Genomic DNA, 14,088 nt, shown 5'->3' with positions numbered 1-14,088 from the left:
CGGGTTATCGCAATAGTGGCTTCTCCTGAGAGGCTCCCTAAATCTATAACAGAACATCCGGTTACTGTAGTAAGATCAATTTGTATTGAATCTTGTTATTAATCAATTCTTTTCAATTGCTTAAACAAACAAAAAATGAAACGACGACTACAAATACCTTATCGGTTTTGTCAACATACGATTAAAGTTGGCAGAGCTGCAGAATCTGCCTTCCGTAGTGTTTTAGGGATAATTATTTTTCCTTTTTTATTATTGTTCTTTCAGCTACAAAGCAGCGCACAAACGGTGGTCAACTTTGACGCAAATTCAGTAGTAACAATTGCAGGCGATTCGGCGTCTGGATTTGCCAACGGCACAGGCCTGGCTGCAAGATTTAATCTTCCCGCCAATATGATATTCGATAAAATCTCTGGAAATATTTTCATATGCGACCGCAACAACAATCGCATAAGAAAGATGACAACAGATGGCGTTGTAACTACTTATGCAGGAACCGGAGTTGCCGGATATCTGGATGGCGCCGCCGCATCCGCCAGGTTTTCTTCACCAACAGGAATAACTGTTGACAATAGCGGTAATGTATATGTTGCAGACGGCGGCACACGCATTCGCAAAATAACACCAGGCGGCACTGTTTCAACACTTGCAGGGGCTGCTGCGTCCGGTTATGTAAATGCCACAGGAGCTGCCGCGAGGTTTGACGGACTGGTAGGAATTACCATCAATGCCGCGGGAAATATTTTTGCTGTAGACCGGTATAACTATCGCATACGGAAGATTACACCAGCCGGCGCAGTAAGCACATTTGCAGGTGATGGAGGAACAGATTCATACGATGGAAAAGGAACGCACTCAGGCTTCGGGTCGGCACACGATATAATGGCTGATAAAACAGGAAACTTATATGTGCTGGAATATTATGGGCCCATGCGAAAGATTACACCGGATACTACGGTTACATCCATTGTGCTAACCAGCCTGGAAACAACTTCGGAAGGTGGGTCAGATATTTTCGGGTTTCCGATCGGAATAACGATCGACTCACTCAATAACATCCACTTAACTGTAGATGTTGCTTCTTCCTCGGGAGATAATATTATCCGGAAGATTACACCATTAAGGGTTGCGAGCAGGCTTGCAGGCAGCGGTGGCACCGATCCCACCTTTGCTGACGGTGTGGGACCTGCCGCGCATTTCTTTAACCTGAATGGCATTACAGCAGATAAAAACGGCAACTATTACATAGCAGATCAGCATCGTATCAGAAAGCTAAGTGTTGTTAAGTTAAATCCATTTATCACATCAACCGGGCTTGCTTCTGCCCGCCAGTCATTTCGTGTGAGCGGAAATAATTTAACAGCTAATATATCAGTCACTCCACCTGCTGGTTATGAAGTATCCTTATCGCCCGGAGGAGGTTACGTAAATAGCTTATCGCTAGCACCAATGTCTGGAGAACGTCCTTCTGTTACTATCTACATACGACTAAAAAGCTCATCGGGCGCCGGCCTGCACAACGGCAATATCAGCTTAAGCAGCACGGGGGCTACAACAAAAATGTTACCTGTAGCGGGATTTACATTTGGGCCGGTACTAAGATTTGATCCGATAGCTGTTACCACGCTTGCAGGAAGCACAATTGGCTTTGCTGATGGAACAGGTGCTGCTGCACAGTTTAGCGGTCCGCGAGGAATAGGCATCAATACAACAGGCACCATCCTCGTGGCAGACCAGGGTAACAACCGCATCCGCAAAGTAACAACAGCAGGCGTAGTTACAACGTTTGCAGGTAGTGGAACACCGGGATTGGTGAATGCTACCGGAACAGCGGCACAATTCAACCAGCCGATGGGAGTAGCTACCGACGCAGCAAACAATACTTATGTTGCGGACAATGCCAACAATGTAGTACGCAAGATTACTCCGGCTGCCGTTGTAACCACTTTTGCCGGTAGCAGCAAAGGCTTTGCAAACGGCGTAGGCAGTGTAGCCAAGTTCAATGCATTGCAAGGTGTGGGAACAGATACATCCGGCAATATTTATGTGGCGGATGGCCTGAATAACCGGATACGCAAAATTACTCAGGCGGCTGCAGTTTCCACATTTGCGGGCAGCAGTGTAGCGGGTCTTGTAAATGATACGGGAGGAAACGCCCAGTTCAGAAGACCAGTTGGTGCAGTAGTTGACCCAGGTGGCAATATTTATGTTGCAGACATTGACAACCACGTTATCCGGAAAATTTCACCTACAGGCGTAGTAACAACCCTGGCAGGCAGTACAAAGGGCTTCGCGGATGGAACCGGTGCTTCAGCACAGTTTAATCAACCTAACGGAGTGGCCATTGACGTATCCGGCAATGTATTTGTGGCAGATGCCGGCAATAACCGCATTCGTAAAATATCACCGCTGGGTGTGGTTACAACACTGGCAGGAACTACAGCAGGCTTTAAAGACAGCATTGGAACGCTTTCAAAATTTAATCAGCCTAAGGGTCTTGTAGTTGATGCAACAGGAAATATTTATGTTGCTGACGCGAATAACAATCGCATCCGCAAGATGTCAGTACCAGTATTAAAGACTTTCACTACAACATCAGGAACTGCTTCAGCGGCGCAATCATTCTCTGTTAGCGGACTATACTTAACAAGCAACGCAACAGTAACAGCACCCGCAGGTTATGAGATATCGTTAACATCAGGAGGTGGCTATGGTCCGAGCCTGGCATTTGCACCAACAGGTAAGGAAGTCGCATCCAAAATAATATATGTACGGTTGAAAGCATCAGATGCCGCGGGCACATACAATAGCAACATCACATTAAGCTCTCCGGGCGCATCAACAAAAAATCTTGCAGTGAAGGGAACTGTAAATGCTGCAGCTTTGGCTATTGGCAACTATTTGAATAATGATCAAAAGATCAGTGTATTTCCCAATCCGAATAAAGGCGCATTTTCAATCAGGCTGAACAACGTTAATACAGCAGATGCAAGGATCCGCGTTACAGACGCGAACGGTAGAATGGTTATGGACAAAATATTGAAGGGATTTAGCAAAATGCAAACAATACCAGTAAATGTATCGGGCGCATCGTCCGGAATTTATTTTATACAGGTAATTTGCAAGGATGGTGTTTTTGAAGAAAAGGTGATGATTGAATAATGGTGGGTAGAGACGTTGCATTGCAACGTCTCTATCATGTTATAAACAAAAATGTTGCAACGTAACATCATAAAATGTTGCATTGCAACATTTTTTATTTCCACAATCCGGACGTTGTATTTCAACAATCAAAATGTTGCGTTTCAACAATCAAAATATTGCGTTTCAACAACCGAGACGTTGCGTTTCAACAACCGAGACGTTGCAATGCAACGTCTCTACCCATCCATCAAACAATTCCCAACCAAACTTATGCGGGCAATGCCGTAAACTCTTTTGTAAACACGCCCGCGTTCAAGTTTATGGGATTGTAAGCATTTGTAAAATGTCTGGTGTCTGATTTGGTGATTGCTGATTTCACTATGTGTGTCTTCTTGCTGATTTACAGCCATATATTTCCATTAATGGCTTGTTTAAGTTTATTGCAGACACCAATGGCGCGGTCTAATTGTATGTTTTCTAATCTGGAAACACGTGGCTTTTCACGAGCCCCATGCACAAGCATAAGCAGCTGCTGCATTTCTTAACGGGCACCACGCTATGAATAAACTATCGCGAAGCATAAAAGTATTTGGACTATTTCACAAAACCTATTCGCGCCCTTTCCTCCCATTTACGTTCAGCGGCCTTGTCATCCAGCAGGTTTTCAATTGCATCATAAATGGCTGAAAGCTGTGTATCGTGTTCGCAAATCCGCTGTTGTATCAGCCGCAATTGCTCCCTAACATCTTCTTTTGCTAGTACGATCTTTCTTATTTCAACAAAAGCGCGCATGATGGCTATATTCATAGCAATAGCCTTATCGCTGTTTAAAATTCCGCTGAGCATAGCTATGCCTTGTTCGGTAAAAGCATACGGCAGATACCTCGCCCCACCCCTACGATTTGAGGTTTCAAATTGAAACCTCAAAGAATATGAGTTATTAACGATCTGTGATTCTAAGATGTTTGCTTCCTCTTTAGTCAACTGAAACATAAAATCATCCGGAAATCGCCTTAAATTCCTTTTAACTGAAAGGTTTAAGGATTTCGTTGGAACCTGGTAGAGTGCAGCCAATCTCTATCTAACATTACTTTAAACCCTCTTATTTCGTAAATGCGACTTTGTATGCTGCGGATCACTTGCAGACCTTCAATAGGAACTTCTTGTACTGGCATATTTAAGCGTTTAGGATACCGGCAAAGATAAATATCAAATCACATTCAAAAATATTTTTATGCAATAAATTAAGTTCGGGATTAATTACTGTTATCCATTTCATAACTTACTCCCAAATAATGGTCAGATGAAAATCGCTGCATACATTTTATCGCTGTTTCTAATACAGGAGAATTTGAGCTATCATTAATTGTGAAGTAGTTTGAGGCATTAATGCGCATTAAACTGACCACTCTCTCCTTTCCCTTCAATTACACTTATTAGTTCGGGATGTTCTTTCTTCTCACGGCTTAAAACTTTATTTGCGATAATCACACTCAATAACATGCAGGTTGCTCCGATAAGGAAATGGATCCCCGGGAAATAGAAAGGAGCTTTGTCAGAAGTAAAATATGCAAAAGTGTTGTTCATGATCAACGGACCGATGATGGTGGTAAGACTCATCAGGCTTGTAAGCGCGCCTTGCAATTCGCCCTGCTGATTGGTGGGTACATGCCCGGATATTACTGATTGCAAAGAAGGTCCACAAATACCACCCAGGCAATACGGAATAAGAAAAGCAAACATCATCCACCCCTGTGTGGCAAAAGCAAACAGGATTAAACCAAGTGTATATAACGAAAGCCCCAGATAGATACTTTTTTCATTTCCGATTTTTGGATTGATCACGCGTGTCAGGCCACCCTGCACGGCACCCACCAGCACGCCCACCACAGCGAGCGAAATGCCTACCATTTTCTCGCTCCATTTAAACCGGTAAATAGTAAAGAAATTCCAATTGCCCTGCACCGACTGGGCGCCCAGATAAATCAGGAAAAAGCAAATTGCGAGGCCGCCAATTTCAGGATGTTTTGTAAGAAATTTCAACGAGCCAAAGGGATTGGCCCTCTTCCATTCAAACTTTCTTCTCTTGTCTTTATCCAAAGATTCAGGTAATAAAAAATATCCGTACAAACAGTTTAACAAACAAAGCCCTGCTGCTGCGTAAAAGGGTGCACGTATACCCCAGGTAGCCAGCAAGGCACCGAGCGCAGGACCTAAGACAAAACCTAAACCAAACGCCGCTCCGATCAATCCAAAATTTTTTGCTCTCGTTTCATTTGTACTTACGTCTGCGATATATGCAGAAGCCGTTGTAAAACTTGCACCTGTAATACCGGCAACAACGCGGCCTACAAACAGCCATCCATAAGCTGGTGCCAGTGCAAGAACAATGTAGTCAATACCAAAACCCAACAGGGAAAATAACAATACCGGCCGGCGTCCATATTGGTCACTTAGATTGCCGACAACTGGCGCGAACAAAAATTGAGTTACTGCAAACACTGACAAAAGCAACGCCCCATATGTACTGGCCTCATTAACAGGGATACCTTTCAGCTGGGCGATAAGATCAGCCATCACAGGGATGATCAAACCCCAGCCCATTACATCGATCAATAAGGTAATGAATATAAAGCCTATGGCGGATTTGTTGGATGTTCGCATATTGTTTACTTGTAAGGGTTTGTAAAGCCGAAATTTAATTCTGGCAAAATTCTGCTTTACAATCTGCGCAATATGCACCTTTTTATTTTGAAAAGAGAACCCTTCATCATTTATGAGTAAGAAATTTCGGCGTTAAGCCACCTATCAATACATATTCCCCTTCACCTAACTCAACCAGGCTCGCCGTCAACAATCAATTTAGTTCATAAATAAATGCAGCACAATTAGCCATCATGATTTAATTTACCGTTGTAGCAGGTAGATTTACCAATTGGCAAGGGTTGTTCAGCTATTGAAATTCAATTTTGTAGAAAACAAAAATTATGGCAAGAATTTTTATCACAGGCTCTCCTGATGGACTTGGACAAATGGCGGCAAGAAATTTAATAAAAGAAGGGCACCAGGTAGTATTACATGCCAGGAATGAAAAAAGAATACACGATGCGTTAGCAGCTTTGCCCGGCGCAGAGACAGCTATTGCGGCCGATCTTTCGTCTGTTAAAGAGACCATACAACTGGCGGAAAAAATTAACTCGTTGGGCGCGTTTGATGCTATTATACATAATGCCGCAATGGGTTACAGAGAGCCCAAACGTAAAGTAACGGTAGATGGATTGCCGGACGTGTTTGCAGTTAACAGCATGGCACCCTATCTGCTGACCGCATTAATTAACAAACCTAAGCGCCTGATCTATCTTAGTTCTGGTTTACATACACAAGGTGATACCAGCCTGCAGGATATAACGTGGGAGAAACGTCACTGGAATGGCTTCCAGGCTTATTCTGATTCAAAATTGCATGACCTTATACTTTCGCAGGCTGTGGCAAGACTATGGCCAGATGTTTACTCAAATGCCGTTGAACCCGGATGGGTTGCTACCAAAATGGGCGGCCAATCCGCTCCCGACAACCTTGAAGAAGGCGCTATTACGCAATGCTGGTTGGCTGTAAGTTCAGATAGCAATGCATTGGTTACAGGCAACTACTTTTACCACCAACGAATGAAAAATTTTCTTGCCGCAGCCGCGGATATGCAAGTGCAGGACCGTTTTTTTGAACTATGTGCAGCACTAAGCGGCGTGCATTTAAAATAAGGATGATTGATATTACATATCAGGATGCAAGTTCCACCTTACTATACTTGTTTTTATAATCTAAAGGCGATAAGCCTGTTACTTTTTTAAAAACTTCCCTGAAAGCTTTATCATCGGCGTAACCGACGTCATTCATAATTTCGAATACTGATTTGCGACCTTTCTCCAGTTCTTTCTTTGCAGCTTCAACCTTTACGCGTTGAAGATATTCCACCGGCGTATTCCCCGTTGCCTTCACAAACCGCCTGTCGAAGTTGCGCCTGCTGACCGCAAGTTGTGATGCCAGTTTTTCAAAAGATATTTTTGCATCAATATTCTCTTCAATGTACATCTGTGCTCTGTTGATCACATCATCACCATGTCCTTTTTGAATGTGAAAGATTGTGAACTGTGATTGCGTTGTCCTTTCAATATCAATCTGAAAAACTTTTGAACAAAAAACAGCCGCGGCCCTGTCAAAAATTTTTTCCACCAAATAAAGCATCAGGTTCAGGAACGAATAGCCTCCTCCGTTAGTGTAGATCCCGTTTTCATCGGTGATAATTTTATCCTCAGCGATCTTAACGTTAGGATACATTTCTCTGAACTTTTCTATCGCATTCCAATGAGTGGAGCAGGTTTTACCTTCAAGAAGTCCTGTTGCCGCAAGCAAAAATGCGCCTGAGCACATACTGGCTATTTCAGCACCTCTTTTGTACTGATCGCCGATCCAATCGATGAGGCCGTCATTCTTTTTAACCGTTTTCGCATAATCACCAAATATGGATGGAATGATCAAAAGATCCGTCTTTTTAATCTGGCCTATATCTGTCGGATGAACTGTAAAATACCCGCCATTGATTTTGCTTTCCGAAACGAACCCGGCAATCCGTACATCAAGCCGTGACCGGTTTCCGATCTTTTGCCAATAGTCATTAGCCCTTGTCAGGATCTCATACGCACCAGCTATACTATTCAGGTTCAACTCACAGTCCGGCACAACTATCGTAACGTATTTCATAAGTAAAATTTACCTAAATGTATAAAAAAGCAATGGCCAAATCAACCCAACAGAAAGTCTATTTCACACCCGACTTTTTTGGGGCCAAGACAATAGCTTTGAAATCCGTAACACAAAAACTTACCAAAAACTAAAAACAAATGCAAAAGCCCGAAAACAAAGCAGGCCTTATTTACGGCGATAACACCGTGGACAGCCCCACTGTCAAGGCCTTTATAAAGGAAGGTGCGAATATTTTTCTTTCCGGCCGACCTTTCAAAGCCGGATGCGACATCTGCTGTCAGATACAATTTGAATACTAAAACAATCTGGCCAGATTGCCCCGCAACAAAGTCCAATACCCACCCTGTTCAAGCCATATTTAGACAATACTTTTACCAAGCAATTTTCACAATCAAAAACACATAACAATGGCTACACAAGATTTTACAGTTAACTTCCTCGTAGATAAAACTCCGGAAGAAGTCTTCAATGCTATCAATAATGTAAGAGGATGGTGGATAGATGAGATTGAAGGCAATTCAGAAAAGTTGAATGATGAATTTGCAGTCCGCTTTGCTGACATACATTATTCCAAACAAAAATTAATTGAGTCTGTTCCTTCATCTAAAATTGTATGGCTTATAACAGACAGTCAACTTAATTTTTTGCAGGACAAGCAGGAATGGAACGGAACAAAAATAAGCTTCGACATTACAAAAAAGGAAAACCAAACGGAGGTGCGTTTTACACATATCGGGCTTGCTCCTAAAATTCAATGCTACACTGATTGCTCTAACGCCTGGCAGGATTATATATCCAATAGTTTGTACAGCTTCATCACGACAGGAAAAGGTCAGCCTTACAAAGTTAAAGCTGCAGTTGAGAGCAATTAAAATCAGCGCTTGTTCCATATCTATCTCTGCCCGGTGCATGTGACTTTTGACCACTCACTTAAATGCGCTGAACACAAGCATCGCAGCCAACAACTATTAACAATTAACAAACAAAAACAAAGGGTTATGGACAACCAAAGTTTTACTACCTCAATTGTGGTAGATCAATCTCCGGAAGTAGTTTTCAAAGCAGTCACCAATGTTCGCGGTTGGTGGTCTGAAGAAATTGAAGGCGGCACTGAAAAACTCAATGACGAGTTCGACTATCATTATAAAGATGTTCATAGCTGTCGCATAAAATTAACAGAAGTAGTACCTGGCAAGAAAGTAGTATGGCATGTTTTAGAGAACTATTTCAACTTTACGGAAGACAAAAGCGAATGGACGGATACCTATGTAATTTTCGACATTTCTGAAAAAGACAATAAAACAGAACTCCGCTTTACACACCAGGGCCTGGTTCCGGAATATGAGTGTTTTGACGTATGTAAAGACAGCTGGACCAACTATATCAGAAACAGCCTTTACAAGCTGGTTACCACCGGCAAAGGCGAGCCCAACAAAAAAGAGGCGAATAAATTTCAAAGAGAAATTGATGCAAGAATGAATGGCGGAAACTAGCAATTCAAAAGTTAAAATTAAAAAATAAAAACACTGTGAACGACACATTAAACATCATACAAACAACGCAAGAGGTTGCCGATCGGTTCAATGAACTTGCGCAGCAGGAAAAATGGTTTGAGATACAGGATGAACTTTTTGCTGATGATGCAAAAAGCATTGAGCCGCCAGCATCTCCCTATTTCAAAAATGCCGAGGGTAAAACTGCAATACGTGCAAAGGGCGAGGAGTTTTTAAAGCATGTTACAGCAGCACATGAACTTAAAACTTCAGGCCCGATTGTAACCGGCAATCACTTTGCGGTAGGGAGAACGACGGACATCGACGTCAACGGTTTTGGCAGAGTTAGAATTGACCAGATTATGTTATATGAAGTGAAAGACGGAAAAATAATTTCAGAGCAATTTTTTTATTGAGGACAAAGCATACGAGTCCTCGGATTGGCAAAAGGATTACAATGTTTGTAATCCTTTTTTGATGATGCGATCATTTCAAAACCATTACAAAATAACATCCCCCTGCGAATAATCCAGTTATCAATTTATTTATTCATTTGGAAACGAAATTCTCTTGTCTTTACATTTTTCCATAATGAGCACATTATTGGCCCGACCCAATTTCTTGCACCAGCGGTGCAAGTTTTGGGTTATTCTTATAGACTACACCTGGAAGTTTTTATCCCGCAAACGCAGAAAAGCTGTTAGTGCGTAACTTTTATATAACCCCACCCTTCGCCTTGTTTGGTAATGATCTCATAAATTCCATCAGGAACCGTTGTAACTCCCGGTAATAACTGGCTTTTGTCAACATTCTGATGCTTCATGGCAATATCACAAACTGCAAAAGATACATTCTTGTTTTGAGCCAGCTTTGTAACATCATCGGCTACAATTGATTTTCCTTTCGTAACAAGATCCAACCCCTGACCATACATCACTACTTCGAGTTTTGCGTCGGCATTGTTTTTTGAAATCAAATTTATCCAGCGAATTACAGACTGTTGGCTAACAGAATCTTTTGTTGTAAGGTCGAATACCACGTTGTACGGACGGGACTGAGCAACTGCGATTTGTATTGACAACAGGGCAACTACAAATAATACAAGGTAATATTTCATAGCTGAAGACTTTAACAGACATAAAATATACAAAATATGCCGTTGATTATCAATTCCGTCTTCTGATCGGAACAAACAATTTTTTATAGGTATCACCTCGTCTGCAATCACGGAAAAATTGGCCCTAAGACTATGAGACATTCATTTTCTAAACTTTTCACCTAATGATAAATAGATTTCATTTTGCTTTTAAGAATCATTATTTTTTATTACTTTTTGTTGACTCTTGCCAAAATATCTCTCACTAAAAAAAGCACATATGTCTAACCAAAGTACCTCTTCAAAAACGCCCCGCCGTGCATTTATTGGTTCTATTGCAACAGGAGCTGCCACATTAGGAATGGCTTCTCTTGTTAATCCGTTTCAACTGAATGCCGAAACCGGGATAGCAGGCAGTCCTGCAGACGCTGATGCCTGGTTCAACACCATAAAGGGCAAACATCGTATTGTATTTGATGTAACACAGCCACACGAAATTTTTCCTTTCGCATGGACTAAAGTTTACCTGGTAACGAACGCTGCCACCGGCACGCCGGAAAACATGTGCTCGGCAGTTGTAGTGTTGCGTCATTCGGCAATCGGTTACGCAATGAATAACGATTTGTGGCAGAAATACAAATTCGGTGAAATGTTTAAGGTAGAAGACCCTCAAACAAAAGCAGCTGCTACATCCAATCCTTTTTTACAAAGACCTGCAGATAAAATACCGGGCGTTGGTGAAATCCAAATCGGTATTGAAGACCTGCAGAAAAGTGGTGTTATGTTCTGCGTATGCGATATGGCACTTACTGTTTACAGCGGCATGGCAGCGATGGGAATGAATGGCGATGCCGTCGCTATTAAAAAAGAATGGACTGCAGGTGTATTACCCAACATACAGGTTGTGCCATCTGGCGTATGGGCTGTAGGCCGCGCTCAGGAACACGGATGCGCTTATTGCTTCGCAGGCTAGTGGAAATAAAAAATATTGAATATTACCAGCTACTTCACGGCGGTAGCTGTAGCATTAGCTTTCTCTCTCGCACGCTTTATCGGCCCAAATGGTCCGTATTTGTGTTGTTGTTGCGAGAACGAATCTGCATAAGGACCGAAAGGCTGGTCAATAGCTTTTAGCTTAAGGTTTGGCCAGTCTTTGGGAAAAGATCTTTGTGGCCTTGACTGAGAGTTGACATAAGCAGCAACATCCCAGGCTTCTTCATTCGTGAGGACCGGCTTCTCATGACTTGTACCAAAAGGCATATTATTTTTTACATAACCGGCGAACCTGCTTAAGCGATACAACCCGGCACCGGTATTGTAGCTGTGTACTCCCCATAAAGGAGGATATACATATCCTGCGGAATCTGCCGACACAAGCCCCTGTCCGTTAGTTCCATGACAGCGGACACACTGCGCCGTGTACACAATCTTACCTTTGGCTACGTCAGCCGGCCTGTCTAAAAAAGCAAGCTCTTCAATATTGGCACCTGCAGGTTTCACGCCCCTGGGAACATCCTTTCCCACCCATTTTAAGTAAGCCACCATGGCTTTCATTTCTCTGCTTGTTGTATCGATCGTTGTTCCGTTAAGACTCCTTTGCATGCAGTCGTTCACACGATATTCAATTGATTCTACAATGCCGCTTCTGGGTCTGAATACCGGGTAAACAGAAGCCACTGCTGAGAAACAATTTCCAAAAGGTTTTGTGCCCGCATCAATATGACAGTTCTGGCAGTTCATGCCGTTGGATACTTTCGCAACCTTTCCTTTCGGACCGAGATAATAAGCTGTATTTAAAATCAGCTCTCGGCCATACTTTATCATCTTTCCGTCTTCTGTATCCGGTATCAGACTTGTATCCGGCGCGTGCCAGTGAATACCGCTTGCAGAAGATTTAACTGAATCAAAAGCGGAGCTATATAGTTTTTTTTGTGCGTTCCGGGTGGATAGTTTATACACAACTACACACACAACAAATACGAGGATTAAAAGAATAATATACCGGAAGCGGACGGATCTCACGGTGCAATTTTGTGTGACTAATTTAATCAATTATTAAGAGAAATAATAATTATCCGAATGGCAAAAGAAGTAGTCATCTAACTATGTCGGATTTATGACGCAACCGACAGAAAAATACTATGCATAAACTGCATAAAATTATTCTACAAACAGGCAACCATTTTTTAAACTCATCGTATTCATTGGGTATAAATACGAGTGTCCGTTGGAAAATATTCAACAAATAATAGCCGGTTGTATCCATAACAATCCCCGCGATCAAAAACTGTTATACAACAAATACTATGGCTATTGTTTGAAAATCGTTTTCCGGTATGTATATCGCTATGAAAAAGCAGTGGACATTGTGAATGACGGTTATGTAAAAGTTTTCAGACACTTTGATAAATTTTCGAATAGCGACACCGAGCATGTGGAAAGAATGCTGATGGGATGGATGCGCACTATTATGGTTAATACGGCAATTGATCATTTACGTAAACATGAATTCATTCCGGAAATAGGAGGAAATTTCGATGCCGTTTGGGCCGCAGAAACAAGCAGTATGACATCGGACCAGTCATGCCTTTACAAAGAGCTTGTTGGTGAAATAAGGAAGCTTCCCCCCGGTTACAGGGCAGTGTTTAACATGTTTGTAATTGACGGATTTACGCACCAGGAAATTGCGGCCCGCCTGGGTATTTCAGAAGGTACCTCCAAGTCCAACCTTTCAAAGGCCCGCGTACTGCTACAAAAAATTATAAAAAAAAGCAATGAAGCTGTTGCATTGTGTGGATAAAACATTAACTCTTCTTACTTCTATCATCTTACAATTACTATCCGGTCAGCATCGTATTGTCAAACTACGTGTTTACGGCTGCAAACTTTAAGACTACAGGTATGAATGGTCGCGTTGAAATTTACAATGAAATAATCGAGCCGGTTCTCCATAAAACAGATGATACACCGGCACTATTGGTACTTGAGAAACCTTTATTGCCATTACAAAAGCAATACAATGTTTTTTTGAAACGAGCGTTCGACATCATTGTATCTTCTGCAGCCGTTCTATTTATATTATCATGGCTGGTTCCTTTAATTGCATGTATTATCAAACTAAATTCAAAAGGTCCGGTATTCTTCGTGCAAAAGCGAAATAAGAAAAATGGCGAGGTTTTCAACTGCATTAAATTCAGAACCATGGTGGTAAATGCTGATGCAGACAGAAAGGGTGCTTATAAAAATGATCAAAGAATAACATCAGTTGGCAATTTCTTTCGCAAAACACATTTGGATGAGCTGCCACAGTTTTTTAATGTGTTGAGAGGTGAAATGTCCTTTGTGGGTCCTCGCCCGTATATGATAGCCGAGAACCGGAGAAATGAAACACTGATTGCATCATACAAACTCCGGCATGATGTAAAGCCTGGCATTACGGGCCTCGCGCAATCGCTGGGACATTATGGTTTTACAGAAGACGCCAATATGCTTAAAGCCAGACTGGACATGGATCTGCACTATATTTATCACTGGTCATTAAAAATGGATATGACTATTATACTTCGGACATTCATCAATCTTTTCCGTTAACAAATT

Annotated in this window: 14 protein-coding genes and 1 pseudogene; 8 read left to right on the top strand and 7 right to left on the bottom strand. The window is 42.0% G+C overall.

The window, feature by feature from the left end; all coding sequences use genetic code 11:
- Window positions 1-135 precede the first annotated feature (135 nt).
- Window positions 136-3,159: an NHL domain-containing protein gene (locus QTN47_RS02865; RefSeq protein WP_369327805.1), complete on the top strand. Its 3,024-nt coding sequence runs from the start codon at window positions 136-138 to the stop codon at window positions 3,157-3,159.
- A gap of 576 nt (window positions 3,160-3,735) precedes the next feature.
- Here QTN47_RS02865 and QTN47_RS02860 read toward each other — a convergent pair.
- The 4 genes and pseudogenes from QTN47_RS02860 to QTN47_RS02845 all read right to left on the bottom strand — a co-directional run bounded on the left by QTN47_RS02860 (window position 3,736) and on the right by QTN47_RS02845 (window position 5,805).
- Window positions 3,736-3,987 (bottom strand): hypothetical protein, encoded by a 252-nt coding sequence (locus QTN47_RS02860; RefSeq protein WP_369328380.1) that lies wholly within the window; start codon window positions 3,985-3,987, stop codon window positions 3,736-3,738.
- Between the two features lie 45 nt (window positions 3,988-4,032).
- A pseudogene (locus QTN47_RS02855) lies at window positions 4,033-4,215 on the bottom strand (ORF6N domain-containing protein); the annotation flags it as partial.
- On the bottom strand, window positions 4,179-4,316 hold the full coding sequence (locus tag QTN47_RS02850) for a hypothetical protein (protein WP_369328384.1): 138 nt from the start codon (window positions 4,314-4,316) through the stop codon (window positions 4,179-4,181). The pseudogene QTN47_RS02855 and the gene QTN47_RS02850, both read right to left, overlap by 37 nt.
- 211 nt (window positions 4,317-4,527) lie before the next feature.
- Window positions 4,528-5,805, bottom strand: a complete 1,278-nt coding sequence (locus tag QTN47_RS02845) for a TCR/Tet family MFS transporter (protein ID WP_369327804.1) — start codon at window positions 5,803-5,805, stop codon at window positions 4,528-4,530.
- 323 nt (window positions 5,806-6,128) lie between these two features.
- On the opposite strand from QTN47_RS02845, the gene QTN47_RS02840 reads away from it, so the two are divergent.
- Complete coding sequence (locus tag QTN47_RS02840) at window positions 6,129-6,899, top strand: SDR family NAD(P)-dependent oxidoreductase (protein ID WP_369327803.1); 771 nt, start codon at window positions 6,129-6,131, stop codon at window positions 6,897-6,899.
- 19 nt (window positions 6,900-6,918) lie between these two features.
- Here the strand turns inward: QTN47_RS02840 and QTN47_RS02835 are convergent, their stop codons facing one another.
- Complete coding sequence (locus tag QTN47_RS02835; RefSeq protein WP_369327802.1) at window positions 6,919-7,899, bottom strand: GlxA family transcriptional regulator; 981 nt, start codon at window positions 7,897-7,899, stop codon at window positions 6,919-6,921.
- Between the two features lie 410 nt (window positions 7,900-8,309).
- On the opposite strand from QTN47_RS02835, the gene QTN47_RS02830 reads away from it, so the two are divergent.
- The 3 genes from QTN47_RS02830 (at window position 8,310) to QTN47_RS02820 (ending at window position 9,811) form a co-directional block, all read left to right on the top strand.
- Window positions 8,310-8,774 (top strand): SRPBCC family protein, encoded by a 465-nt coding sequence (locus tag QTN47_RS02830; RefSeq protein WP_369327801.1) that lies wholly within the window; start codon window positions 8,310-8,312, stop codon window positions 8,772-8,774.
- 126 nt (window positions 8,775-8,900) lie between these two features.
- Window positions 8,901-9,395 carry an SRPBCC family protein gene (locus tag QTN47_RS02825; protein WP_369327800.1) on the top strand — a complete coding sequence of 165 codons (495 nt, stop codon included), beginning with the start codon at window positions 8,901-8,903 and terminating at the stop codon, window positions 9,393-9,395.
- A gap of 35 nt (window positions 9,396-9,430) precedes the next feature.
- The gene (locus QTN47_RS02820) at window positions 9,431-9,811 is read left to right on the top strand and encodes a nuclear transport factor 2 family protein (protein ID WP_369327799.1); all 381 of its coding nucleotides are present in this window, start codon (window positions 9,431-9,433) and stop codon (window positions 9,809-9,811) included.
- Window positions 9,812-10,095: 284 nt separating this feature from the next.
- On the opposite strand, the gene QTN47_RS02815 is transcribed toward QTN47_RS02820, so the two are convergent.
- The gene (locus QTN47_RS02815; RefSeq protein WP_369327798.1) at window positions 10,096-10,512 is read right to left on the bottom strand and encodes a DsrE family protein; all 417 of its coding nucleotides are present in this window, start codon (window positions 10,510-10,512) and stop codon (window positions 10,096-10,098) included.
- A 259-nt stretch (window positions 10,513-10,771) separates the two neighbouring features.
- On the opposite strand from QTN47_RS02815, the gene QTN47_RS02810 reads away from it, so the two are divergent.
- Window positions 10,772-11,464 (top strand): hypothetical protein, encoded by a 693-nt coding sequence (locus QTN47_RS02810; protein WP_369327797.1) that lies wholly within the window; start codon window positions 10,772-10,774, stop codon window positions 11,462-11,464.
- Window positions 11,465-11,493: 29 nt separating this feature from the next.
- Here QTN47_RS02810 and QTN47_RS02805 read toward each other — a convergent pair whose 3' ends face one another.
- Window positions 11,494-12,513, bottom strand: coding sequence for a c-type cytochrome (locus tag QTN47_RS02805; RefSeq protein WP_369327796.1), 1,020 nt, complete (start codon window positions 12,511-12,513; stop codon window positions 11,494-11,496).
- Window positions 12,514-12,718: 205 nt separating this feature from the next.
- Here QTN47_RS02805 and QTN47_RS02800 point away from each other — a divergent pair, with 205 nt between their 5' ends.
- A complete protein-coding gene (locus QTN47_RS02800) occupies window positions 12,719-13,291 on the top strand; it encodes an RNA polymerase sigma factor (protein ID WP_369327795.1) in 573 nt (190 codons plus the stop codon).
- 101 nt (window positions 13,292-13,392) lie between these two features.
- Window positions 13,393-14,082, top strand: a complete 690-nt coding sequence (locus QTN47_RS02795) for a sugar transferase (protein WP_369327794.1) — start codon at window positions 13,393-13,395, stop codon at window positions 14,080-14,082.
- Window positions 14,083-14,088: the final 6 nt, after the last annotated feature.

Source organism: Danxiaibacter flavus, assembly GCF_041060425.1.
Classification (GTDB): Bacteria; Bacteroidota; Bacteroidia; order Chitinophagales; family Chitinophagaceae; genus Danxiaibacter; species Danxiaibacter flavus.
The sequence above is the reverse complement of the archived record's forward strand: the minus strand, read 5'-3'. Positions and strand labels throughout refer to the sequence as shown.

Coding starts and splice junctions, on each gene's coding strand:
- QTN47_RS02865 (WP_369327805.1), top strand. CDS start 136: ATGAAACGACGACTACAAATACCTTATCGGTTTTGTCAACATACGATT.
- QTN47_RS02860 (WP_369328380.1), bottom strand. CDS start 3,987: ATGCTCAGCGGAATTTTAAACAGCGATAAGGCTATTGCTATGAATATA.
- QTN47_RS02850 (WP_369328384.1), bottom strand. CDS start 4,316: ATGCCAGTACAAGAAGTTCCTATTGAAGGTCTGCAAGTGATCCGCAGC.
- QTN47_RS02845 (WP_369327804.1), bottom strand. CDS start 5,805: ATGCGAACATCCAACAAATCCGCCATAGGCTTTATATTCATTACCTTA.
- QTN47_RS02840 (WP_369327803.1), top strand. CDS start 6,129: ATGGCAAGAATTTTTATCACAGGCTCTCCTGATGGACTTGGACAAATG.
- QTN47_RS02835 (WP_369327802.1), bottom strand. CDS start 7,899: ATGAAATACGTTACGATAGTTGTGCCGGACTGTGAGTTGAACCTGAAT.
- QTN47_RS02830 (WP_369327801.1), top strand. CDS start 8,310: ATGGCTACACAAGATTTTACAGTTAACTTCCTCGTAGATAAAACTCCG.
- QTN47_RS02825 (WP_369327800.1), top strand. CDS start 8,901: ATGGACAACCAAAGTTTTACTACCTCAATTGTGGTAGATCAATCTCCG.
- QTN47_RS02815 (WP_369327798.1), bottom strand. CDS start 10,512: ATGAAATATTACCTTGTATTATTTGTAGTTGCCCTGTTGTCAATACAA.
- QTN47_RS02810 (WP_369327797.1), top strand. CDS start 10,772: ATGTCTAACCAAAGTACCTCTTCAAAAACGCCCCGCCGTGCATTTATT.
- QTN47_RS02795 (WP_369327794.1), top strand. CDS start 13,393: ATGAATGGTCGCGTTGAAATTTACAATGAAATAATCGAGCCGGTTCTC.